The following is a 22242-nucleotide window of genomic DNA, read 5'->3' as shown; positions in this document are numbered from 1 at the left end:
TGATGTCAGAACGCTCGCCCGGGGTGCTGACTGTGCCTCGTCACCAAAGCCTCTCCGGACGTGAAAATTCAGGGCGGAATCCTGCAACAAGGAGGAGAAACAATGAAACCGCATTTTGGCCTTTCGGCTGTTGCCATTGCCTCAAACCTCGCGATCGCTTTTCCGGCTTCAGCCGAAGACCTCTCAATCTACAATTGGGCTGATTACTTTGGTGAAACGACAGTTTCGGACTACGAAAAGGAGACCGGCACACATGTCAGCCTGGACTATTACGATTCAAACGAAGTTCTGGAAACCAAGCTGCTGACAGGGGCGTCAGGTTACGATGTCGTTTTCCCCGCCGCGTCCAATGCGCAACGAGAGTTTCAGGCCGGGGCGTTACATCCGATCGACCCCGCGCGCCTGAGCAACTACGGCAATCTCAATCCGAAAATTCTGGCGTCGCTCGACAGTATACCCGGTGCCCGGCAATTGGGCGTACCTTACACTTGGGGCACAGTAGGGCTTGCCTACAATCCAACCATGATCAAAGAGCGACTGGGCACGGATGTCATCACATCCTGGGACGTTCTTTTTGATCCTCAGATCGCCGCCAAGCTTGCCGACTGTGGGATTGCCGTGCTGGACTCACCGGTAGAAATGGTCTCAGTGGCGCTGAACTATCTCGGGGCTGACCCGTACTCCGATGACCCCGCCGATCTCGACAGGGTTCAGGACCTCTTCGAGGCCGTCACGCCGTCCATTCGTTATTTTCACAACCAGAAAGCATCTACAGATTTGCCCGGTGGAGATGCCTGTTTGGCAGTGATGTACAGTGGTGATGCCGGCATAGCTCAGGCCCGCGCCATGGAGTCCGGCAATGGTGTCGAAATTCTGTATACAATTCCGAGCGAAGGCACTTTGATGTGGATCGACCTCATGTCCATCCCGGTGGATTCAACACGGGCGGATGAGGCATATCGATTCATTGACTACATGCTGCGGCCTGATGTCATCGCAGGAGTGTCCAACTACGTCTATTTTGCGAATGCGAACTCCGCAGCAGATACGTTCGTAGATGAAGCCATTCTGACCGACCCGGGAATCTACCCGGATGAGGCGACATTGAGACGGCTCTTCCCTGATCTGAGTGTCGGCGCGAAAACGCTGCGCAATCGCAACCGTCTTTGGACGAATGTAAAATCCGGCACCTGAACCCTGCCAAGCCCGGCAAAGGCGGGAAAGAATTGCAACACCCCGCCACTCGGGCAGCAATCATCAAAATGAACGGAGCCAATAATGGTGACTTCAACCGACCGCGCCTTTCTGGCGCAAAACGAAATGGGCATGGGGTATGAGCCGACCTTTAGCGGAGCGACAAGTCTGTTCCGGCGACAATATTCCCGCAATCTGGAGCGCGCGGATATGGTCACGTGGGGCGTTCCCTATGATCTCTCTGTGACCAATCGCCCGGGATGCAGGTTCGGGCCACGTGCCATTCGTGCTGTATCGACCAACCTCGCCTGGGATGGTGGGCCCTGGCCCTGGAGGTTTGATCCCTTCGAAATCCTGAACATGGTTGATTACGGCGATTGTGATATCGACCCAGGCTTTCCAGAGCAGATTGCGCTGCAAATTCAGGACCAAGCGCGGGAAATCCTGAAATCCGGTGCCTTTCTTCTGACGATGGGTGGAGATCACTCGGTCACCTATCCGATCCTGAAGGCGCAGGCAGAACGCCACGGCCCCATTTCGCTGATCCAGATTGATGCCCATTCGGATACATGGGAAGAACACCCAAAGCGGATCGACCATGGTTCAATGTTCTACCATGCCACTGTCGAAGGCATCATATCCCCTGAGACGTCAGTGCAGGCAGGCATGCGCACGCTGAATGAAAAGACTCACGGGTTCACGGTACTCGACGCAAATTGGGTTCACGAGAACGGGATTGATGCAACGGTTGCGCGCATCAAAGAGACAGTAGGAGACCGGCCTGCTTACCTGACCTTCGATATTGACGCGCTTGATCCGGCATTCGCGCCCGGAACCGGAACGCCGGTATGCGGAGGACTGTCTACCTATCAAGGGCAGTCTTTGGTACGCAAGCTCGACGGGGTCAACCTTGTCGGGGCCGATCTCGTCGAAGTCTCCCCTCCGTACGATCATGCAGAGATTACAGCTTTGGCCGGTGCATCGCTCTTGCTGGATATGGTTTGCTTAATAGCAAAGGCGCGAAAAAAAACGGATAAAGAGATGGCTTGAGAGTGATGCCGCAGCCCAAAACTCATTCGCACAGCGAACGGGGCCGCGCAACACGTCAGACGTCCAAGCGAAATGGTCGAAAAGTTGCATGTGGCGCGGTGAACCAGTTTCTTTTTGGGCGACGATAGAAATCGTGCAGATCAATGATCCATCCAGGACAAAGGGTGACAGTCAAATGTCGGTCAGACCTTGGTTTCCATAGAGTGAGTCGCGAGTTTTGCAGCTTTCTCAGCGGCCTCCAGAGCGCCTTCAAGATATCCGCCGAACCCGTGCGCGGTTTCGGTTGAGCAGAAATGGACACCTCGTGCTGCAAGGCTGTTAAGGATCGAAGGCAAGCCGTAGCTTGGGAGGAAGCGAGCCGGAACATGATCCTGCATGCGGGAGATTTCCGCGATTGTTGCCCAATCCTGCAGTTCCAGATCAAGGGGTTGCGCCATCTTGGGGCCAAACATGGCCGTGAGTTGCGCCAAGGCCTGGTCCATCATGGCTTCTTTGTGTGTCGCGCGCATATCGGCGGGGTATCCGACGAATCCGAACAGTGCATAAGGTCCTCCCTTCATGGGGGAGGCATCATGAATTTCGACCATGGGGCCGCGGTGGCTCATCGCGTCACCTGAAAGCCCGGCGTTGCGCCAATGGGGCTCATCGTAAACCGCGAGAATCTTGGCTTGCCCGGCCATCCAGGTCGGAATGTTTTTCAAGGCTTGGATCTGATCCGCATCCAGCGCTGGTTCAAAATTGACGGTATCCGCAATCACCCGCGGCGGGATGGCCAGCATGATCTGTCTGGCTTCGACAGAATAAGGTCCGCCGTCATGGTCGAGAAATGCGGCGATCTTGCCGGGAGAATGCCGGACCGATCTGAGTCTGGTTTGTGTCAGGATACGCCCTGCATCCAGCGATCCGGCAAGCGCGCCGGTCAGGGAACCCATGCCTCCGGCCAGCCGGTAGGATCCTTGCATCGACGCATAGCCGCGGGCGCGTTGGACAGCGCCGGACTGGTCCTGATACATCTGATCCCCGGTTGAATACTGTTCGAAGACCGGGATGTCGAAGCGCCGAGCCAGGGTGGCCATACGCGGCTGGCCAGGCCAGAACCAGGCCGGGCCAAGGTCGAATTTTCCACCCGACAGCTCTTTGGTCAGGATGCGCCCACCGAGGCGGTTCTGCGCCTCGATCAGAAGGAAATCTGCACCCCTCTGCGTCAGGTGGTCCGCGAGGGCGAGGCCAGACAGGCCGCCGCCAACGATGAGAATATCCGTTTGCGTCAAAATGTCTCCCCCATGGGTCTGAGATCCAGTTCGTGAGTCCAGGTGGATCTTGGCTGGCTGGCGAGCGCGAGATAGGTGTCTGCGACATCTGCCGGTTGCATCATCCGCGACGGATCCATGCTGTGCAGATCCCGGCTGGCTTTTGTATCGACGATCCCGTCAAGGATCACATGCACGACGTGCACACCTTTGGGTCCATATTCCCGGGCCAGAGACTGGGTCAATGCCCGCAGACCTGCCTTGGCCGAAGCGAAAGCCGAGAAGTTCTTGCCACCGCGCAGGCTGGCCGTGGCGCCAGACACGATGAAGGTGCCGCCCCCGGTGTCGGCCATCGCGGGCAAAACACCTTGCGCCAGAATGACCGCTGACAGGACCATGGAACGCCAGGTCGCCTCGAAGTCATCCGTGCTTGTCTCCTCGAAGAGCGAGATGACAAGGTTCGCCGTGTTGTGGACCACAAGCTTGGGCGGGCCATGGGTGCAGATCATGTCCCGGAGCTTTGCCCTGCTCCAGCGCTGTTCGGTCAGATCGACAGCCAGCGTGGTACTGGCGCCTTGCGGCACGGTCCGGTTCAGGCCAAAGGCCGTATATCCGTTCTGAGCAAATGACGTGACCAGCGTCTGTCCAAGGCCGGGGCCGGCACCGGCGACGATCGCGAGAGGTTTGTCCATTGTCCTATCCTTGGGTCGGGATGATTGGCGGTTGCGCCAGGTGGTCGGATTTGATCCAAAGACGGGCACCTTCCGACCCGGCCGTGGCGTTGAGCGCCATACCCGGTGGCAGACGCAGCCATGAGTTCTTCTGGAAGACCTCTCCGCCTTCGGTGAAGCTGCCGTCGATCACCAGTGCCTCGAACCCCTTGTGCCCGGTCACGTTTACATGTGCCGATGCGTCCCAGACCTCGATCCGGACCCGTTCACGGGAATCCTCAAAGAGCGGGATTTCGGATATGCCATCTGCAACCGGGCGCGGGTCCTGCGCGTTTGTGTCGATTGTCAGCTGTGTGCGGTCCTCCGGGTCGAACTGCCAAAGCTTGACCAGGATCGTTGCCCCGTCCGCCGCGCTTGGCGTATGCGACGTGGTCGGCGGATTGCGCACATAGGTGCCAACGGGAAAATCCCCGTGTTCGTCCTGAAAGACCCCATCCAGCACCAGAAACTCTTCGCCCCCTGTATGTGTATGGGCCGAAAAGGCGCTGCCCGGTGCATAGCGAACAATCGTTGTTGCCCGTGCAACCTCATCGCCGATCCTATCCAGCATCCGACGGTCGACACCTTTCATAGGTGAGGCGATCCACGGTTCATTTTCCGAATGGACAACCGCACGTTCATCAAAGTTTGCGTTGAATTCCATCTTCTTGTCCTTTTCTCAAATGTTGAACTTCATGCCGACGCCGATTGGCACGACCCGCTTGCCGTACCGGCGTTCCAGTGCGTTCGTCGCACGCCACCCGGTACAGTGGCCGGGCATGATCAGGTCGACGTCGAATTGCGCAAAGTCGGCGACGGTCTGGTCGATGATCTTTTCATTGCCACCGGCAAGGTGAAAGCCGCCGGTCAGGCAATGGATCGGCACGCCGGGAAAATCGCGCTGAGCGGCATGAAGGACGTTGACGATACCCGCATGTGAACAGGCAGAAAACACCACCAGACCTTTGCCCGCAATATTCACCGCGACATAGCGTTCGTCCATGAGCAGCGGGTCGTCTTCCCAACCCGCGCCGTCTTCGGTGCGGCGGACATGGCCCGGAAACCCGACCTCGTAATCCGTGACACGGGGAATTTCGCCCGAAATATAGAACATATCGTCCAACACGCTGACCGGTTGATCCGTGACAACGGGTGTTGCGCCCTGCGCAGCCAGTTCTTCGGGTGTGGCGATTTCTTGTATTTCGATCAGTTCTCCTGACGAAAGCGGAAAAGCACGTTTTCGGAACATTCCGGGATGCAAATAAACCGGTAACTCGCCGGTCCGGCCGTCCTTGCGGATCAGGTCGATGGCCGCTGGAATACCGCCCGCATGATCCCAATGGCCATGCGACAGAGCGATCGCGTCGATGGTGCCAAAGGATGTTCCAAGCCGCGACGCGTTGTATTCGACGGCAAAATCGACCGGCCCGGCGTCAAAGAGCAATGTATGTTCCGTCTCGCCGCGCCGGGCTGTGATGATCAACGCCAGGCCGTGATTTGCACAACATTGACCGGCACCCGAGATCTGCTCCATCCCGGCGTTGTGGAGATTGTCCCACTCATGGGTGAACCCCACGGGCACGCTGGACAGGCTGTCCGTCCGGTTGTCGATGAGAACAAGAATCTCGACACTGTCGATGGGTTGAAGCTTGGTGGGCATGGTCTTCTCCGTTTCGGGTTGCCAGGGCGGACAATTGCCCGCCCCGGCGATTTGCGTCAGGCAGCAAGACGCTGCTTGAGCGCTTCCGCGAGTGGGGGTGCCGACGCCGGGCTCTGACCAGTCATCAGGGCGCCATCTTCGACCACGTTGGCTTCCCAGTTGGCCTTGCTGACGTAGGTGGCGCCACGACGTTTCAACTCGTCTTCAAGCGAGAACAGAAGGTGATGCAGAAGCTCGATCTCGTTGTCTTCGTCGTTCTTGAAGCCGGTCAGGCTGAGGCCCTCAACCAGGTAGCTGCCGTCTGACTTCTTGATATCCCGCAGTATGGCCGGCGCGTGGCAGACCATCGCGACAGGCCGGTCGGATTCGTAGAACTCCCGGATCATCTTGATGGCATAGCTGTCAGAAGCCAGGTCCCAGATCAGGCCATAGCCGCCCGGAATGAAGAGCGCATCGAAGGTCGAATAGTCGATCTCACGCAGTTTGCGGGTATTCTGTACCGCGAACATGGCCACCGGATCGTTGAAGAAGCGGTCAGTGTTTTCGGTAGTGAACGGAGCCTTCATCGACAGCAGGTCAATGGGTGCGTTGCCGCCATTGGGCGAAGCAAAAACAACCTCATAGCCCGCTTCCGTCAAGACGAAATACGGGGTTGCGACCTCTTCGAACCAGGTGCCGGTTTGCTTGCCCGAGATGCCCATTTCGTCAACGGACGACATGACCAGCAAGACGCGTTTTTGTTTGTTTCCAGTAGCCATCAGCGTGTTCCTTTCATGGATGTCTATCTATCACTAGGTAGGCAACAGTTAGAAATTGATTCCCGAGCTGTCAACGTTTATCTATCAATCGATAGATTGGAGATAGTCATGCTACTGACAATGAAAGAAAAAATTCTCATCGCCGCCGAGAAACGCGTGCGCAGTGCGGGCTTTTCGGAGATGAGCTTCCGTGACCTGGCCAACGATGTGGGAATCAAAAGTGCCAGCGTTCACTACCATTTTCCCACCAAACCGGATCTCGGGGAGGCTCTCGTCACCCGCTACGCCGAGCAGTTCAAGGCAGAACTGGACAAGATTGACCTGAACGACCTGCATTCTGCATTGGAAGGTTTCGTGGCGCTCTATTCCGGCGCGCTGGTGCTGAACGAGTCCATTTGCCTTTGCGCCATCATGGGTGCCGAAGCCATTGGGCTGCCCGAAAACGTCAATCAGCGCACCAAAGCCTTCTTCGAGATGAACAAGGCATGGTTAGAAAACCTATTCACCAAGCACGGAGTCAAGAATGCCGAAGATACCGCAGGCCTCATCGTCGCGGCCTTGGAGGGCGGCATGATTGTCGCCTCCGCTTCAAGCGACCGATCAATATTTGATCAGGTCGCCAAAGCGGCAATTCGCGGCATTGGCCAGGGATAGGAACCGAGTTTGGAGCTGCCCAGTTCGACTACGACATTCTTCATCAAAACGATGTTCTCGTAAGTGTCATCAAGGTAGAATGCGTAATCTCACCGTAGCCTTCCTTTCCAACGCGTGTATTGCGAACCGAGGCTTACAGTACGCTCCTTACGCAGGAACCGCCCTTCTCTTCGGTAAAAAATCTGGCGCAGCTGTTGTTGGTTGTTCCTGGATGCAGCAAAGAATTGTTCAGATTTTGTAGAAATCTGCACGGCTGAATGCCCGCAAGCGGGAACCTCGCGGCGCTACCGATGACCCATCGCTGTGAATGCGAGGGTTTTCTGCGTCACGAAACGCCATTCCCAACAATCAAAACACCCCTCGGTCAGCCGATGCTTGAACTTGCTGCTTTTTGCCCCATCTGACACCCGCAACCTGACGCCCTCTGGTACTTTCTGCACAAGCAGCGTAAAAGAAGTGCCGCGCGTAACATTTGGAGCTTTGCGTCGATGAAAGAGCATCGTGGCCGCCTGACCAAGGACGGTATTCGCATCTATGAACAGGGTGATTTTGCCGGGATGCACGCGGCGGGCGCTCTGGCGGCGCGGATTCTGGATGATATTGCCGCGCATGTCTTTCCCGGTCAGACCACGGGTGCGATTGACGGGCTAATCACGCAGATGGTCGAGGATGCGGGCGCGACCTCGGCCACGATCGGCTATAAGGGGTATGAGCACGCCAGCTGCATCAGTGTGAACCATGTGGTCTGCCACGGTATTCCCGGTGACAAGAAGCTGAAGGAAGGCGATATCCTGAACATCGATGTGACCGTCATCGTGGATGGCTGGTTCGGTGACACCTCGCGCATGTATGTGGCGGGCAAGCTGCCGCGCAAGGCCGAGCGTCTGATTCAGGTGACCCATGACGCACTGTTCAAGGGTATCGAAATGGTCAAGCCGGGCAACACGTTCGGCGATATCGGCCATGCCATTCAGGCCTATGTCGAAGCGCACCGGATGAGTGTTGTTCGCGACTTTTGCGGGCACGGTCTGGGCCGCGTGTTCCACGCGCCGCCGAATGTGCTGCATTATGGCCGTCCCGGCACCGGCGCGGTTCTTGAGGAAGGCATGTTCTTTACCATCGAGCCGATGGTCAATCTGGGCCGTCCCGAAACCAAGACGCTGGCCGACGACTGGACCGCTGTGACCCGCGACAAGTCGCTGTCGGCACAGTTCGAGCATTCGGTAGGCGTAACGGCGAATGGGGTCGATATCTTTACCCTATCACCGGGCGGCAAGTTTCACCCGACCTATTCGTCCTGATCGGCGGCCTGTTCGCGCAGGAGCTTCAGCAACATCGTCTCAGCTCCCCAAGGGGTAACCGCGTCGTGAATGAACACCGGCGCACGCAGGGGTTTGCGGTCAGGTTTCGTGGTGACCTCGGCGTCGCGGGAGATTTTCCAGGCAAAGGGTGTCAGAGCATGGTCCATGGCTGCACCATAGCACAGTTGGGGGTCAAAGTCGCAACAGCGGGTGTGCCTGAGACATATCCGTGATCACCTCGGCCCCCAGATCGGCCAGCCTGTCACCACCGCCATGCGGCGCGTAGGCCAGACAGCGCATATTGGCCCGGATTGCAGCCGTAACACCATTGTGGCTGTCTTCGATAACCACTGGGGCCTGTGCGCCAAAATGTTCCGCCGCCAGTTGGAACATCTTTGGATCAGGCTTGCCGGTGCCAAGCACATGGGCCGAGAACATCACATCTTTGAACCGGTCCCAAAGCCCGTTCTGGCCGAGCGTGATCTGCATCTTGTCCGGGCTGCCGTTTGAGGCCACGCAATAGGGGATGCCCCGCTGATCCAGCGCCGCAAGCAGGTCCGCGACACCCGGCACCAAAGGCACACCGGCGCGCAGGCGGTCGTAGGTTTCGGCATAGACCTGATCAATCCAATCTTCGGGCAGGTCTGCGCCCATCGCACGCGCCTTGTCGCACACCCCGACCATGGTTCCGCCCACAAACAGGGACATGCATTCGGGCAAGGTCAGGTGCAGGCCATAGCCCGCCAGATTGTCCGCCAGCACCTGGTTCGAGATCACCTCGCTGTCGACCAGAACGCCATCGCAATCGAAAATGACCAGATCATGCACTCTGATCACCGTTCCGCATCAATGAGATATACGTGTCGCCATATTTGCGACTGTCGTGCAACGTGAACCCGGCCGGGGCCTGCATCCGTGAGTTTTCTTCCCAAACCAGCAGCGCATCATCCGCGATCCAGCCATTGGCCAGCGCGGCGATGGCTTTCTGTCCCATGGCCTTGCCATAGGGCGGGTCCAGAAAGATCAGATCGTAGGGCGCGTCCGGATTTTCGCCCAACCGGGTTGCATCGCGGCGGATCAGGTCGGTGCGCCCGGCACTGCGGGTCAGGTCGATATTCTTGCGGATCAAACCCTGGGCCACGCGCCCGTCATCGACGAAGGTGACATGCGCCGCACCGCGTGACAGCGCTTCGAGCCCAAGCGCCCCGGTGCCAGCAAACAGGTCCAGCACGCGCAGGCCGTCGAAATCGATCTGATGGGCCAGCACGTTGAACAGGCTTTCGCGCACCCGGTCGGTGGTCGGGCGCAGATGTGCGCCCGCATCGCCTTTGCCGACGGGGGTCAGGGCGCGACCGCGGAACTCTCCGGCGATGATCCTCATGCCTTGAGCAGCGATTTAAGGTCTGCATCAGGGTCGGCCACGACAGCCGGGTCGGCCGTTTTTCCCATTTCGATCAGGCGTTTGCCGACCATATAGGCGCGCGGATCGTTCATCGCGTCGACCGCAATCAGTTTATCCCCGTTGTAATACCAGAAGGACACGGTCTGCCCGTCGCCCTGCCGGGTCACCACGCGGTCATATCCGGTGTTCAGACCCGCGATCTGAAGCTTGACCTCGTATTGATCCGACCAGAACCACGGGGTTGCCACATAGTCCTTGGCCGCACCCAACATGTTCTGGGCCACGATCTCGGCCTGATCAATGGCATTGGGGACGCTTTCCAGACGGATGCGGCCTTCGCCATGCGGAAAGGAGGCGCAATCGCCAGCCGCCCAGATCGACGGGTCGGACGTGCGGCCTTGGGCGTCGGTTCTGATGCCGTTGTCCAGGTCCAGCCCCGCCATCTCGGCCAGTTGGGTTGCGGGTGCAATGCCGACGCCAACCACAACGAAATCAACGTCCAGCTTTGTTCCGTCAGTCAGAACCGCACCGGTGACCTTGCCGTTTTCGCCGATCAGATGATCCAGCCCGACGCCTTCGCGGATGTCAGCGCCGTATGCACTGTGCAACGCGCGGAAATAGTCGCTGGTCTCGGGCGCTGCGACACGTTGCAGGATACGGTCGGCCATCTCGACCAGAGTGACCTTGACGCCGCGCTTGGCGCAGACGGCGGCAGCTTCGAGGCCGATATACCCGCCGCCCACGATCAGCGCGCGGGCGCCTTCGGTCACTTTGGGCTCCATCTCGTCGATATGGGCCAGATCGCGCACCACATGCACACCGTCCAGATCGCCACCAATCGCTGCGGGCAGGCGGCGCGGGTCAGACCCGGTGGTCAGCGCCAGTTCGTCGTATGAGATAACCTCATCCCCCAGGGTGACCGTTTTGGCCTTGGGGTCGATACCGGTTACGCGCTGACCCAAACGCAGGGTGATGTTGTTTTCCGTGTAAAAACTTTCGGGCCGCAGGAACAGACGCTCAAGCTCCATCTCGCCCAGCAGATAGGCTTTGGACAGGGGTGGGCGTTGATAGGGCAGATGCGGCTCGGCCCCGATCAGAGTGATCTCACCCGCAAACCCGTCCTTGCGCAGACGAGCCACCAAAGAGGCGCCTGCCTGCCCCGCGCCGATCACGACAATATGGTTCATGCTTTGCCTACCCCGTAGTTTTCAAGTGGTCACCGTGTTCAGACCACCTATATTGCGGCTAAGCCCATTTCTGCAAATCCAAACGACAGGAGCTGAATAATGATTTCAACAGGAGATACCCTACCCGAAGCAACGCTGATCCAGATGGGTGCGAACGGGCCGGAAGAGGTGCGGATTTCAGACAAGACCAAAGGCCGCAAGGTGGTGATCTTTGCCGTGCCGGGGGCCTATACCGGAACCTGCACGACCGCCCATGTGCCCAGTTTCATCCGCACAAAGAAACAGTTTGACGCCAAGGGCGTGGACGAGATCCTGTGCCTTTCGGTCAATGATCCGTTTGTGATGCAGGCGTGGGGGCAATCCACAGGCGCGACCGAGGCGGGGCTGACCATGGTGTCGGACGCAGCGGCAGAGTTCACCAAGGCCATCGGCATGGATTTCGACGCGCCGCCCGTGGGGCTTTTCGCGCGGTCCAAGCGGTATGCAATGCTGGTCGAGGATGGCACGGTCACGGTGCTGAATATGGAAGAAAACCCCGGCGCCTGCGAGATTTCCGCCGGTGAAGGCCTGTTGGATGTGATCTGATTTTGATCGGCCCCGGTCCGACCGGGGCCTTTCGCCGCCAAATTAACTTGAAGCACCGCCCCAGAGCGCGAATACTTGGCGTATTCATACGGGGAGTTTTTTCATGAAACTTAACGCGTTCTACCTATTACTGTCCGGCGCGGCCCTTTTGGCGGCCTGTGGACCGGCCCCAACTCCGCAACAGCAAGCTGCACGCCAGCACGAAATCGCCTGTCTGGGCGGAACGTTGGGCGGGGCGCTGATCGGGGGCGCAATCGGCAACCAGTTTGGTGGCGGATCAGGCAAGACGATCCTGACCGCAGCGGGCGCTGCCGCTGGCGGCATCGAAGGTCAGAGATTCGCGTGCTGAGGAGGTCGATATGAAACAGCTAAGCCTAGTGATGTTCATGGTGGCTTTGGCCGGTACGGGTCACGCCGAAAGCGTGGCTGAACTGCACGAAAACGAGTTGAAGGCCATCGACGCCAACAATGACGGGTTCCTGTCCAAAGACGAGTTCGATGCTTTCTCGGATTACGCCTTTCAGACGATGGACGAAGACAGGAACGGCACTTTGGGTCAGGCCGAGGCCAAACCGTTCATGGATATCAAACTGTTCCGCAGCGCTGACCGAAACGGCGACAACGTAATCTCAAGACCTGAATTTGACACCCAGATGGGCGAGGATTTCCAGTCTGCCGATCAGGACGGGAATGGTCAGCTTGACTAACAGCAGGAGCATGAGATGAACAAATGGCTTGGGGTGACGGCGCTGGGGCTGGTTGCGGCCTGTGACGTGCCGCAGGCCCCGATGGTGACAGGCCCGGACGGGCAGGCCCGCATACAGATCAACCTGTCTGGCCTGACCTGTTATGAAAACAAGTGTCTGGATATCAACCCGGCCGCGCGCAGCGTGCGGCAGATCGGAAACAAGACCACGGGTATTCCAAGGGCGATTGATGTCAGCGACGGCACTGTCACGCCTGTCGAGTTCCGGCAGATGGGCACTGCCGCATCGCTGGCTGGCGGTGAAGGGTCAGGCCGCAACGATCGCTAGCACAGACTGTCCATCTTGCGGGCCAGCTTGGCATCCAGCGACGACAGGCCGCCCACGTCATGGGTGGACAAGACAACTTCGACCGTGCGGTAGACATTGAACCATTCGGGGTGATGGTTCCACTTCTCAGCCCAGATTGCCACCTGTGTCATCCAGCCGAAGGCGTGGACAAAATTGTCGAAAATGAAGGTCTTGGTGATCGCATCGCGGCCTTCAACCATGGTCCAACCGTTTTTGAACAGCGGATCCAGCAGCGGGCCACGGGTTTCGGTCGACAAGAGTTCGGTCATTGCTGTTCCTCCGGGTTCGATTTCCTGAACGGGCCGTAATCCGTCAGAATCTCGATCTCTTCTTCCACTGCGTGGCCTTCGGCGTCCAGATATTTCTTGACCGCATCGGCAAAACCCGGATCGCCTACCCAATGCAAGCTATGCGTGCGTGTTGGCAGGTACCCTCGCGCCAGCTTGTGTTCACCCTGTGCGCCTGCCTCGACCCGGGCCAGACCTTGGGCAATGGCAAAGTCGATTGCCCTATAATAGCACAGTTCGAAATGCAGGCAGGCATGATGTTCGATGCAACCCCAATAACGCCCAAAAAGGGTTTCACGGCCGATATAGTTCAACGCACCCGCAATGGGAAATCCATTCCGTTCGGCCAGCACAAGGGCCATGTCATCTGCCATCGTATCCTGTGCAATATCAAAGAACCGCCGCGTCAGGTAGGGTGAGCCCCATTTGCGCGATCCGGTGTCCTGGTAGAACCGCCAGAACGCGTCCCAATGTTCGGGGCGCAGCTGGTCACCGGTCAGAGTGCGGATCTCACCACCAAAACCACAGGCCTGCGCACGTTCTTTCCGGATAGTCTTGCGCTTGCGCGACGACAGCGCGCTCAGAAAGCCGTCGAAATCCGAATAGTTATCGTTCAGCCAGTGAAACTGCTGCGATCGGCGCAGCATCAGACCCATCTGTTCGCCAGCCAATGCTTCATCCTCGGTACAGAAGGTCGCGTGAAGGGACGAAACCCGGTTGTCAGCCGCAAGCTGCACCGCCCCCTGAACCAGCGCCGACATACCGATCCGTTCATAGCCCGGACGCACCAGAAACCGCCGCCCGGTTGCCGGGGTGAACGGCACCGCGATTTGCAGTTTGGGGTAATACCGCCGGCCCGCGCTTTCATAGGCATGGGCCCAGCTGTGATCGAAGATGTATTCGCCCTGGCTGTGCGACTTGGCATACATCGGGGCCGCCGCGATCAGCATCCCGTCATGATAGGCCGTCAGGTATTGCGGCTGCCAGCCGGTGCCACGCCCTACCGAGCCGCTGTCTTCCAGCGCCAGCAAAAAGCGATGTGTGGTAAAGGGATCAAGCGGCCGCCCGCCATCGGCAGCTTCGGGGCAGGCGCAGGCATCCCACTCTGCCGCTGCAATCTGCGACAGAGCGCCCAGTACCTGAACCTCGATCTGTGCCTGATCCATATGTCCTCCGCGCCTGTCTTTTATCTGTGACCGCACGGAGGGGGTTCAAGTCGAATGCGCAGCCAAATAGCCTTCGAAGGTCACATTGTCGGCAACCTTGCGGGCTTCTGCCTCCTGTTCGGGCGACCGGATTGTCCAACACAGGATCGGCACGCCCCGCGCCTTGAGTTCCGCCACGCGGGGGCGCGACAGGTCTGCGGCTTCGTGGCTGATGAAACTGGCGCCGACACGGTCGAAATCCGGGATATCGCGCAAGTGATCGCAGACGCTTTGCGGCAAAAGCTCGACACTGGGCTCATACGCGCAGGTCGTGATCCCGCGCGGCAGATGCGGGGCCAGCCGCGCCAGTTCAGCGACCGAGTTGGGATTGAAGGACATCAGGGCCACCGGGCCTTTGTAGCCCTGCAACGCGCGTACGGTGTCGCGTTCAAGCGCGCCCACCTTCGTGCCCATCGCCCCGTCCTGATCCTTTAATTCGATCAGCAACGGCACCCGGCCCGCGACAATTTCCAGCACATCATCCAGTGTCGGAATGCCGTCATCCCCATGCAGAAGCGGCGTGCCAGAGGCGGCCAGTGCCGTGACCTGCTGAATGGGGCCCGACTGCCCGGTCAGACGGGTCATGTCATAATCGTGAAAGACCATTGCCTGGTCGTCCGATGTCAGTTGAAGATCGATCTCGATCCCGTAGCCAGCTTCAATCGCGGCACGAATGGCCGCCCGGCTGTTTTCCGGGCGGTTCTTGGTAATGTCGTGCAGCGCCCGATGCGCAATCGGGGCCTGCAAAAACACATCTGGTAGGGGCGGCGTCATTCGATTTCGAAAATGCCTTCGATCTCGACCGCGACACCCAGCGGAAGCGACGCCGCGCTGACGGCGGAACGCGAATGGCGACCGGCATCGCCCAGCACCTCGACCAGAAAATCGGACGCGCCGTTGATCACCTGCGGCTGTGCCGTGAATTCAGCGGTCGAGTTCACGAATCCGGTCAGCTTGATCACGCGGACCAGCTTTTCGATATCGCCGCCGCAAGCCGCCTTGACCTGTGCCAGCAGGTTGATCGCGCAGACACGCGCCGCCGCAGCCCCGGCTTCGACATCCAAGTCATCGCCCAGTTTTCCGGTGATCAGCTTATCAGTCTTCGAGATCTGGCCAGATACATAAAGGATGTTGCCGACACGCACGAAAGGCACATAGTTGGCCGCAGGCGCGGGCGCGTCTTCCAGCGTTACACCGAGGCTTTCCAGTTTTGCAGCGATGCTCATTGCGAGGGTCCTTCCCTAATTTCAACTCAGCGGGACGCTAACCGGGAAGCACGGATTGGGAAAGACGGAAACCGGCAAATTTCGGCCTTCCTGCGATCTGAGCGTATCTTTACTGAAAACTCACTGTTGATCGACGGTCACTTTACCCCACCGTGATGAACAGGTTACACGCAAGGTGTTTCATTTAAGACTTGAAACGACTATGTGACTGCAACTTGTGCCACCCCGGCACGTGGATTTTGGTGGATTATTGATTGAATGTCCGGCGGGCGCATGTGCCGGGGCCATTTAGGAGAAACAAAGATCGTGTCGAGCAGATTTCGCCTGAAACACCTTGTTTTACTGTCGGTCATGGCCCTTGTGTCCGCTTGCGCAACAACGCCGCCAGAGGGTGCCTTGCGCAGCGACGTGTTTGATCCGTACGAAAATGCGAACCGGGGAATTCACAAGTTTAATCTGGGTGTTGACCGGTTCCTGTTCCGGCCGGCCTCGAAAGGGTATGTCAAAATCGTTCCTGACCCGATGGTCACCAGTTTCAGCACTTTTGCCGAAAACATCTCGCTGCCCGGTCAGGCAGTTGACTACCTGCTTCAGGGCAATCCAAAACAGATGGGCAATGCTCTGCTGCGCTTTGTGATCAACATGACCGTCGGCGGCTTTGGCTTGTCCTCGCCCGCTGATGAGCTGAACCTGCCACCCGTTGACACTGATTTCGGTGAGACCTTGCATGTCTGGGGGGTTGGCGAAGGCGCTTATGTCGAGCTACCGTTCTATGGCCCGTCGACCCAAAGGGATGCGATCGGGGTTGTGGTCAACCTGTTCTCGAATCCGATCAATTTCAGCCCGACCCGCCCCGCCGACAATCTTGGCGTCTACGCAGAAATTGTGCGGCGCATGGGGGATCGGGGTCGGTTCTCGGATACTGTCGATTCCATTCTTTACGAAAGTGCCGACAGCTATGCGCAGGCTCGCCTGATCTATCTGCAAAACCGCCGCTTCGAACTGGCAAGAGATGACGAAGACGCCTATCTGGACTTGTATTCTGACCCCTATGCCGAAACCGGGACGGACCCGGTCAGGGACCCCTATCTTGACCCCTATGAGGACCCCTATGCTGAATAACGCGTTGAACCGTCGCCATTTTATCGCAGCCGGGCTTGCGCTGGCAGTGCTGCCCGTACCTGCCTTTGCCCAGACCGAGGCCGCCGCCAAGGCGCTTGTGACCAACGTGGTTTCCGACATCAACCGGGTGATCGAGTCGGGTAAATCCGAAAAAGCGATGCTGCGCGATTTCGAAAAGATCTTTGTTCAATATGCTGATGTGCCGATCATGGCGCGCTATGCGTTGGGTGCGGACGCCCGCACAGCCAGCCCGACCCAGCTGAAACAGTTCACCGCTGCATTTCAGGGCTATATCTCGCGTAAATACGGTCGCCGTTTTCGTGAATTTATCGGCGGTGAGGTCGATGTTCGCAATGCCCGCAAGATCAAAGCCGGGTACGAGGTTCGCACGTTGGTCAAGCTGCGCGGATCAGCCCCGTTCGACGTAACGTTCCTTGTTTCCGACAAATCAGGTCGGGACAAGTTCTACAACATGTTCATCGAAGGCGTGAATCTGTTGCTGACCGAGCGAACCGAAATCGGCGCGATGCTGGACGCCCGCAAAGGCAATCTGAATCAACTGATCACGGACCTGAAAAAGACGGGTTAAGCCGTTTCCGGCACAAAAGTGTGCCGGACAGCTCGTGTTTTTGGAAGTTCAAGAGGGTCGGATCTGCCTGACCCTTTCTCGTGATGCGCGTGCCTTACAGATTTACGGCATGTAGCTGCGAACCAACGCGCCTGCGATCAAAGCCCACCCGTCAGCGATTACGAAAAACGCCAGCTTGAACGGCAAAGACACGATGGCAGGTGGCACCATCATCATGCCCATCGACATCAATACCGCCGCAACCACAAGATCAATGATCAGAAAGGGCAGGAAGATCAGGAACCCGATCTGAAAGGCGCGCGCGATCTCGGACAGCATGAAAGAGGGCATCAACACCGATAACGGGGCCTGAGCTGACAGCTCGATCGCGTCACCGCCGGGGCGCAGGGCCGCCATTGCATAAAACGTATCTGAATCCAGCCGGTTCGCCATGAAGGTACGAAACGGCTCTAACGCGCGTTCCAGCGCGGGCTCGACCGCCATGGTTTCTTCCATCATCGGGCGTATTCCCGCGGTCCAGGCCTCGGTGAACACAGGGTCCATGATGAAATAGGTCAGAAACAGCGCAAGACTGACCAAAAGCATATTCGGCGGTGATTGCTGAAGGCCGACCCCCTGACGCAGGATCGACAGCACGGTGATCAGAAACGGGAAACATGTGATCATGATCGCCAGACCCGGAGCAACGCTGAGCACCGTGATCAACAGGATCAACTGTATGGTGCGGGCCGAGATCGAACCGCCTTCGCCCAGCGACAGGGTCACATCCTGAGCTGCCGCCATCGACGGCAGGGACACCACTACAGCCAGACCCATCCAGATCACATAGCGCATCAGCCGATTCCGTTTTGCAGATCCGCAATCTCGGTCAGGCGCACGGCCAGTTGCCCAGCCTGATCGCCCTCCATCTCCTCAAGCACCCCGCGTGCCACCAGCTGATCCCCGACATACAGGTCGACCGGGTCTTCGATCCGCTTGTCCAGGGTCAACACCGCGTTTTCACCCATGTTCAGCAAATCCCGGATCAACGGGCGGGCGCGACCAACCGAAACGGTCACTTCAATCGGAACAGTTTCGAAAGGATTGGGTTTTTCAGTTTTGGGAAACTGGGTGTCATTCATTGGACAAAGCCTTTCTTGCCTCAAAGACGTATGCGTCAAATGCCTGTGCAATGGTGGACAGCAGGGTCGCGCAATCAATCTCGCGCCGGCTTGTGCCGACCTGCAATCGCGCCTGTCCGGGGGCCAGGCCAGGGTCTTCGATGACGCGCGGTGCGGAGTGCAGGGTCTGCGGCAGCAGGGATTGCACCGCTTGCGCGCACCCTTCCGGCACCATGATCTGCATCGGTTGTTCGATTTCCGTGCGCGCCATTTCGCAAAGCTGTTCGACGATCCGGGCGGCCAACCCGCGTTCGACCATGTCAGGCAATACGGTCTGAACCAGGCTTTCGAACATCGGTTCCAGAGACAATGTCATCCGGGTAAGCGCCTCGTGGTAGGTGAAGGACATATCCTCGAGCGATCCCGCCAGTTCGGCCGAAACGCGGTCGCGGTTCTGTTCCTGCGCCTGCGCGGCGTCTTCCCAACCGGCGCCGTACCCGTTTTCGAACGCGGCAAGGCGTTGTTCCTCCAGCGTTTCCTCGTCCAGGTAAAGAACGGTTCCGGCGCTGGTCCGGGTGGTGAAATCCTCAAGCAGATGAGCGATGGACATCACACGCGCTCCTCACTTTCTTCAAGCCAGCTGCGCAGGATCTCGACCGTTTCTTCCTGCTTGTCGCCGATCATTGCGCGCAACCGATCAACCGGATCCCCGATGGCACTGACCCCAAGCACGGGAACGGCCCCTTGTTGGGGCAGCGGCGTGAACTCTGCCGTTCCGTCCGCCGCGATTTCACCGGTCAGGACCGACCGGGCCGGAGCCCCTCCGTCCGCGGCCGGCAACAGCGCCGGGACTATCGCGGGTTTCATCAGGATTGGACGGATCACGAACAACGCCAGCACCAGTGACACCAGCGCCAGCGCTGCCATCTGAATCAGTGACATGGCGTCCAGATGGATGTTTTGCCAAAGCGAAGAGGAAACCAGCGTGCCTTGTGGCGTGACCACTGGTAAATCCAATGATTTCAGCGTGATGACGTCCCCGCGCGCGGCGTCAAATCCCACAGCCGAGGCCACCAGCTCCTCAAGTGCGTCGAGTTCTGTTTGCGGCAGCGGCGTGAAGGATTCAGCGCCCGAAGCATCCAGCGCCCGCGTTCCGTTGACCAGAACGGCAACCGTCAGGCGTTTGATCGCACCGGGGGCGGTGTGCACTTCCAGCTCGGTTTCGGAAACCTCGTAGTTCACCCGCTCACGTGTCTGGGTCGCGGTCGAATTCGATTCGTCCCCCCCCGCACCATCGCCGTCGGGCAGGTTTGAGGCCACCGTGACATCGGCTGACTGGTTGCGCGCGCTGTCGGAGCGTTCCTCGACATCCGTGCTGATAGCCACCCTGCCCTTGGGGTCAAAGCGCCGCTCACGCAGGGATTCTGTCCTGGTTTCAGTATCGACGCTGACCTCGACCACGGTATTTCCCGTGCCAACTCTCGCTTCGACCAGACGCAAAACCCGTTCCCGCAGCTGCCGCGCCTTGTCATCCGCCGTGTCGGCGGCCACGGCGGTGTCCTGCCCGCCAATCACGGACCCGTTCGAATCGATCACTGTCACGCTTTCAGGCGACAGACCACTAACGGCAGAGGCGACTAGAAACCGGATGGCCTTGGCCTGATCGCCAGTGATATCGCCCCCCGAGGGCACCAGATAAACCGAAGCCGTCGGTGCGACGCTGCGCTGAAACGGATTGGCAGAGCCGTTGGCGATATGAACGCGGGCCTGGTTGACATGCGGGCTGCCCACGATTGTGCGCGCCAGTTCCCCCTCTTTCGCGCGCCAGTAGGCAGCATCGAACATTTGGGATGTGGTGCCGAAGCCGTTCAGCGAATCCAGCAGTTCATAGCCCTTGTTGCCGTTGGTAGGCAGTCCTTCGCTGGCCAAAGTCATCCGCAGCTCGTCCCGTTGTGCGCCAGAGACGTAAATTGATCGGCCCCGAATCTCGTAGGTCACGCCACGCTGATCCAGCGCACGCACGATGTCCCCGGCGGCACTGCTTTCCAGACCCGCGTAAAGCAGGGTCATCGACGGTGCCGTCGCAAGGCGCGACATCCCGAGGATCCCCAGAAACACCAGCACAACAGCACCGGCAACGACGATTTGTTTACGCCTGTCCAAACTTGCCCAGACAGTTCCGATCTGCTGCACGCTCACCTCCGACTCGCCGACATTCTGCCCGGCGCATCCTCTGTTTGGACGATTGCCCTTAACAATCGGTTAGTCCCTGCAAGGTTATGACTGGGCGGATCACAGGAATGAGGACGTCATGACCGACGCAACGGCTGAACAGGCGGAAACCCCGGAAAAGAAGGGAAAAAAAGGGATCATCGTCGGGGTGATTCTGGCCATCTCCGGTGCCGTCGGTGGGTATTTCCTGACCTCGTCCGGGCTGCTGCCGCTGGGGAACAAGGCCGAGAAGGCGGAAAGCCATGACGTGGACAAGGATGAACCGGCCAAGGCATTGGCGGATGTTGCCTTTCTCGATTTGCCGCCGGTGATCGTTTCGGTGAATTCCGGCGGCGCGCGGCATCTGAAGTTTCACGCACAGCTTGAGGTTAACGCCCTGTACATGACTGACGTGGAAAAAATGCGACCGCGAATCATGGATGTCCTGAACGGGTATCTGCGGGCCGTCGAATTGAAGGATCTTGAGGATTCACTGGCGTTGATGCGTATCCGGGGCCACCTGCTGCGCCGTATCGAGATTGTCGTTGGCGAAGGTCGCGTGCGCGACGTGCTGGTGATGGAATTTGTTCTGAACTAGGAGGCGAAATTGGAGCTGATTGCGGATATTTTGCTGGTCGCCGGCGCCATGGGTGCGGGTCTGTATTGTTTTGTGCTGTCGCGCCGTCTCAAGCGTTTTGCCGATCTTGAAAAGGGCGTCGGCGGCGCGGTGGCGGTGCTGTCGACCCAAGCGGAAGAGCTGCGGAAATCACTGGATGATGCGCGCAACGCCTCTGATCAGTCGGGCGATCAGCTTAGGGCACTGACGGGGCGCGCCGAAGCGGTGGCACAGCGGCTGGAACTCATGATGGCGTCAATGCACGACGTCGTGCCCGAGAAAGACACTGACCCCCAGCCCGAGGCAGAGGTTTCCGCGACAAACACCGCCACCGAAGTGCCGGAGAGCGTGAAGCACGAAGACAAGCCCAAGCCGCAGGCCAGCGAAGCCGCTGCGCCCGAAGAACAGGCACGACCACCTGAGGGGCTGATGTTCTTCCGGCATGACCGCAAGCAAGGCGAGGCGCAGGCATGAGCCGCGCGCGGACCAACAATCCCAACGCGCGACCCCGCGGAGGGGTGCTTGCCGTGATCTCATTGCTGATGATCGGCTCGGCCGCCATCCGCATCGGGCTGGAAGCCGGACCCGCCTTTGCCAAACCCGCCAAACCTGAGGCGGAACACGATGAACCCGCCCCGTCGGACACCCGTGACATGCAGGTTCTGCTGACCGAGCTTCTGCGCCGCGAAGAGCGTGTCAAGAAAAAGGAAGACATGCTGCGCGAGCGGGAAAACGCTCTGGAAATCGCGGGCCAGGCTATCGAGATACGCATGGCCGCGCTTGAGGAGGCCGAGGAGTCGTTGCGCACCACTCTGGCCCTGGCGGACAGGGCGGCGGAAAACGATCTGACGCGCCTGACCGATGTCTATCAGAACATGAAGCCGAAAGACGCGGCTGCCCTGTTCGAAACCATGGACCCGACCTTTGCCGCCGGGTTTCTGTCACGCATGCCACCGGATGCGGCAGCCGGGGTTCTGGCGGGGCTCAGCCCCGAAGCGGCTTATACGATCAGCGTTGTCATGGCGGGCCGAAACGCCTCGGCCCCGCAGGAATAGCCGTCCGTGTCCCCCGCGGTTGCAA

Annotated in this window: 30 protein-coding genes; 13 read left to right on the top strand and 17 right to left on the bottom strand. The window is 58.8% G+C overall.

Translation table 11 applies throughout. From position 1 onward, the window contains the following. The first annotated feature begins 102 nt into the window (after nucleotides 1-102). On the top strand, nucleotides 103-1194 hold the full coding sequence (locus tag ACR0BF_RS10480; protein WP_480605448.1) for an extracellular solute-binding protein: 1092 nt from the start codon (nucleotides 103-105) through the stop codon (nucleotides 1192-1194). Nucleotides 1195-1278: 84 nt separating this feature from the next. Continuing rightward, nucleotides 1279-2244, top strand: coding sequence for an agmatinase (gene speB / locus ACR0BF_RS10475; protein WP_480624865.1), 966 nt, complete (start codon nucleotides 1279-1281; stop codon nucleotides 2242-2244). A 182-nt stretch (nucleotides 2245-2426) separates the two neighbouring features. On the opposite strand, the gene ACR0BF_RS10470 is transcribed toward speB, so the two are convergent. Genes ACR0BF_RS10470 through ACR0BF_RS10450 form a run of 5 tightly spaced genes read right to left on the bottom strand, consistent with a single transcriptional unit; the run spans nucleotide 2427 to nucleotide 6622 of the window. Next, on the bottom strand, nucleotides 2427-3515 hold the full coding sequence (locus ACR0BF_RS10470; RefSeq protein WP_480624864.1) for a flavin monoamine oxidase family protein: 1089 nt from the start codon (nucleotides 3513-3515) through the stop codon (nucleotides 2427-2429). After that, nucleotides 3512-4186 (bottom strand): SDR family NAD(P)-dependent oxidoreductase, encoded by a 675-nt coding sequence (locus tag ACR0BF_RS10465; RefSeq protein WP_480624863.1) that lies wholly within the window; start codon nucleotides 4184-4186, stop codon nucleotides 3512-3514. The genes ACR0BF_RS10470 and ACR0BF_RS10465 overlap by 4 nt, the downstream gene beginning before the upstream one ends. 4 nt (nucleotides 4187-4190) lie before the next feature. Continuing rightward, the gene (locus ACR0BF_RS10460; protein ID WP_480518013.1) at nucleotides 4191-4868 is read right to left on the bottom strand and encodes a cupin domain-containing protein; all 678 of its coding nucleotides are present in this window, start codon (nucleotides 4866-4868) and stop codon (nucleotides 4191-4193) included. A gap of 15 nt (nucleotides 4869-4883) precedes the next feature. Next, nucleotides 4884-5864, bottom strand: a complete 981-nt coding sequence (locus ACR0BF_RS10455; RefSeq protein ID WP_480624862.1) for an MBL fold metallo-hydrolase — start codon at nucleotides 5862-5864, stop codon at nucleotides 4884-4886. A 56-nt stretch (nucleotides 5865-5920) separates the two neighbouring features. Further along, on the bottom strand, nucleotides 5921-6622 hold the full coding sequence (locus ACR0BF_RS10450) for a type 1 glutamine amidotransferase domain-containing protein (protein ID WP_480624861.1): 702 nt from the start codon (nucleotides 6620-6622) through the stop codon (nucleotides 5921-5923). Nucleotides 6623-6730: 108 nt separating this feature from the next. Between ACR0BF_RS10450 and ACR0BF_RS10445 the strand changes: the two genes are divergently transcribed. Next, nucleotides 6731-7276 (top strand): TetR/AcrR family transcriptional regulator, encoded by a 546-nt coding sequence (locus tag ACR0BF_RS10445; protein WP_480624860.1) that lies wholly within the window; start codon nucleotides 6731-6733, stop codon nucleotides 7274-7276. Between the two features lie 488 nt (nucleotides 7277-7764). Further along, nucleotides 7765-8577: a type I methionyl aminopeptidase gene (gene map, locus ACR0BF_RS10440; protein WP_480493965.1), complete on the top strand. Its 813-nt coding sequence runs from the start codon at nucleotides 7765-7767 to the stop codon at nucleotides 8575-8577. Here the strand turns inward: map and ACR0BF_RS10435 are convergent. From ACR0BF_RS10435 to ACR0BF_RS10420, 4 genes are read right to left on the bottom strand one after another with little or no spacing between them, the layout of a single operon-like run. Beyond that, nucleotides 8565-8744 (bottom strand): hypothetical protein, encoded by a 180-nt coding sequence (locus ACR0BF_RS10435; protein WP_480493966.1) that lies wholly within the window; start codon nucleotides 8742-8744, stop codon nucleotides 8565-8567. The genes map and ACR0BF_RS10435 overlap by 13 nt on opposite strands. Nucleotides 8745-8769: 25 nt before the next feature. Beyond that, nucleotides 8770-9405: an HAD family hydrolase gene (locus ACR0BF_RS10430; RefSeq protein WP_480624859.1), complete on the bottom strand. Its 636-nt coding sequence runs from the start codon at nucleotides 9403-9405 to the stop codon at nucleotides 8770-8772. Then, entirely contained in the window at nucleotides 9398-9958 is a 561-nt protein-coding gene (gene rsmD / locus ACR0BF_RS10425) for a 16S rRNA (guanine(966)-N(2))-methyltransferase RsmD (protein WP_480474291.1), read from the bottom strand. Before rsmD ends, ACR0BF_RS10430 begins: the two co-directional genes overlap by 8 nt. Continuing rightward, nucleotides 9955-11166: an NAD(P)/FAD-dependent oxidoreductase gene (locus ACR0BF_RS10420; RefSeq protein WP_480559298.1), complete on the bottom strand. Its 1212-nt coding sequence runs from the start codon at nucleotides 11164-11166 to the stop codon at nucleotides 9955-9957. The genes rsmD and ACR0BF_RS10420 overlap by 4 nt, the downstream gene beginning before the upstream one ends. Before the next feature lie 99 nt (nucleotides 11167-11265). On the opposite strand from ACR0BF_RS10420, the gene ACR0BF_RS10415 reads away from it, so the two are divergent. The 4 genes from ACR0BF_RS10415 (at nucleotide 11266) to ACR0BF_RS10400 (ending at nucleotide 12785) form a co-directional block, all read left to right on the top strand. Continuing rightward, nucleotides 11266-11751, top strand: coding sequence for a redoxin family protein (locus ACR0BF_RS10415; RefSeq protein WP_480474293.1), 486 nt, complete (start codon nucleotides 11266-11268; stop codon nucleotides 11749-11751). Nucleotides 11752-11854: 103 nt separating this feature from the next. After that, nucleotides 11855-12100 carry a glycine zipper 2TM domain-containing protein gene (locus tag ACR0BF_RS10410; protein ID WP_209598444.1) on the top strand — a complete coding sequence of 82 codons (246 nt, stop codon included), beginning with the start codon at nucleotides 11855-11857 and terminating at the stop codon, nucleotides 12098-12100. Nucleotides 12101-12110: 10 nt separating this feature from the next. Next, nucleotides 12111-12458 carry an EF-hand domain-containing protein gene (locus ACR0BF_RS10405; RefSeq protein ID WP_480493970.1) on the top strand — a complete coding sequence of 116 codons (348 nt, stop codon included), beginning with the start codon at nucleotides 12111-12113 and terminating at the stop codon, nucleotides 12456-12458. A gap of 15 nt (nucleotides 12459-12473) precedes the next feature. Then, nucleotides 12474-12785, top strand: a complete 312-nt coding sequence (locus ACR0BF_RS10400) for a hypothetical protein (protein ID WP_480474295.1) — start codon at nucleotides 12474-12476, stop codon at nucleotides 12783-12785. Here the strand turns inward: ACR0BF_RS10400 and ACR0BF_RS10395 are convergent. From ACR0BF_RS10395 to ACR0BF_RS10380, 4 genes are read right to left on the bottom strand one after another with little or no spacing between them, the layout of a single operon-like run. Next, nucleotides 12782-13075, bottom strand: coding sequence for a 4a-hydroxytetrahydrobiopterin dehydratase (locus ACR0BF_RS10395; protein WP_209505128.1), 294 nt, complete (start codon nucleotides 13073-13075; stop codon nucleotides 12782-12784). The genes ACR0BF_RS10400 and ACR0BF_RS10395 overlap by 4 nt on opposite strands. Beyond that, on the bottom strand, nucleotides 13072-14259 hold the full coding sequence (locus ACR0BF_RS10390) for a GNAT family N-acetyltransferase (RefSeq protein ID WP_480624858.1): 1188 nt from the start codon (nucleotides 14257-14259) through the stop codon (nucleotides 13072-13074). The genes ACR0BF_RS10395 and ACR0BF_RS10390 overlap by 4 nt, the downstream gene beginning before the upstream one ends. 45 nt (nucleotides 14260-14304) lie before the next feature. After that, nucleotides 14305-15072 (bottom strand): glycerophosphodiester phosphodiesterase family protein, encoded by a 768-nt coding sequence (locus tag ACR0BF_RS10385; RefSeq protein ID WP_480474298.1) that lies wholly within the window; start codon nucleotides 15070-15072, stop codon nucleotides 14305-14307. Next, nucleotides 15069-15524, bottom strand: a complete 456-nt coding sequence (locus ACR0BF_RS10380; RefSeq protein WP_480474299.1) for a RidA family protein — start codon at nucleotides 15522-15524, stop codon at nucleotides 15069-15071. Before ACR0BF_RS10380 ends, ACR0BF_RS10385 begins: the two co-directional genes overlap by 4 nt. A 351-nt stretch (nucleotides 15525-15875) precedes the next feature. On the opposite strand from ACR0BF_RS10380, the gene ACR0BF_RS10375 reads away from it, so the two are divergent. After that, nucleotides 15876-16646, top strand: a complete 771-nt coding sequence (locus tag ACR0BF_RS10375) for an MlaA family lipoprotein (RefSeq protein WP_480476848.1) — start codon at nucleotides 15876-15878, stop codon at nucleotides 16644-16646. Further along, complete coding sequence (locus ACR0BF_RS10370) at nucleotides 16636-17235, top strand: MlaC/ttg2D family ABC transporter substrate-binding protein (protein WP_480474300.1); 600 nt, start codon at nucleotides 16636-16638, stop codon at nucleotides 17233-17235. The genes ACR0BF_RS10375 and ACR0BF_RS10370 overlap by 11 nt, the downstream gene beginning before the upstream one ends. 102 nt (nucleotides 17236-17337) lie before the next feature. On the opposite strand, the gene fliP is transcribed toward ACR0BF_RS10370, so the two are convergent. From fliP to fliF, 4 genes are read right to left on the bottom strand one after another with little or no spacing between them, the layout of a single operon-like run. Further along, a complete protein-coding gene (gene fliP, locus ACR0BF_RS10365) occupies nucleotides 17338-18069 on the bottom strand; it encodes a flagellar type III secretion system pore protein FliP (protein ID WP_480624857.1) in 732 nt (243 codons plus the stop codon). Continuing rightward, the gene (locus tag ACR0BF_RS10360) at nucleotides 18069-18356 is read right to left on the bottom strand and encodes a FliM/FliN family flagellar motor C-terminal domain-containing protein (RefSeq protein WP_267364617.1); all 288 of its coding nucleotides are present in this window, start codon (nucleotides 18354-18356) and stop codon (nucleotides 18069-18071) included. Before ACR0BF_RS10360 ends, fliP begins: the two co-directional genes overlap by 1 nt. Then, nucleotides 18349-18945, bottom strand: coding sequence for a FliH/SctL family protein (locus ACR0BF_RS10355; protein ID WP_480624856.1), 597 nt, complete (start codon nucleotides 18943-18945; stop codon nucleotides 18349-18351). The genes ACR0BF_RS10360 and ACR0BF_RS10355 overlap by 8 nt, the downstream gene beginning before the upstream one ends. Further along, complete coding sequence (gene fliF / locus ACR0BF_RS10350; RefSeq protein WP_480624855.1) at nucleotides 18945-20528, bottom strand: flagellar basal-body MS-ring/collar protein FliF; 1584 nt, start codon at nucleotides 20526-20528, stop codon at nucleotides 18945-18947. Before fliF ends, ACR0BF_RS10355 begins: the two co-directional genes overlap by 1 nt. Nucleotides 20529-20646: 118 nt before the next feature. On the opposite strand from fliF, the gene ACR0BF_RS10345 reads away from it, so the two are divergent. Genes ACR0BF_RS10345 through ACR0BF_RS10335 form a run of 3 tightly spaced genes read left to right on the top strand, consistent with a single transcriptional unit; the run spans nucleotide 20647 to nucleotide 22217 of the window. Continuing rightward, nucleotides 20647-21144: a flagellar basal body-associated FliL family protein gene (locus ACR0BF_RS10345; RefSeq protein WP_480624854.1), complete on the top strand. Its 498-nt coding sequence runs from the start codon at nucleotides 20647-20649 to the stop codon at nucleotides 21142-21144. 9 nt (nucleotides 21145-21153) lie between these two features. Next, entirely contained in the window at nucleotides 21154-21636 is a 483-nt protein-coding gene (locus ACR0BF_RS10340) for a hypothetical protein (RefSeq protein ID WP_480624853.1), read from the top strand. Further along, nucleotides 21633-22217: a MotE family protein gene (locus ACR0BF_RS10335; RefSeq protein WP_480605405.1), complete on the top strand. Its 585-nt coding sequence runs from the start codon at nucleotides 21633-21635 to the stop codon at nucleotides 22215-22217. The genes ACR0BF_RS10340 and ACR0BF_RS10335 overlap by 4 nt, the downstream gene beginning before the upstream one ends. The last annotated feature ends 25 nt before the right edge of the window (nucleotides 22218-22242 follow it).

It is taken from the genome of Ruegeria sp. AG7 (assembly GCF_056541545.1).
The sequence above is the reverse complement of the archived record's forward strand: the minus strand, read 5'-3'. Positions and strand labels throughout refer to the sequence as shown.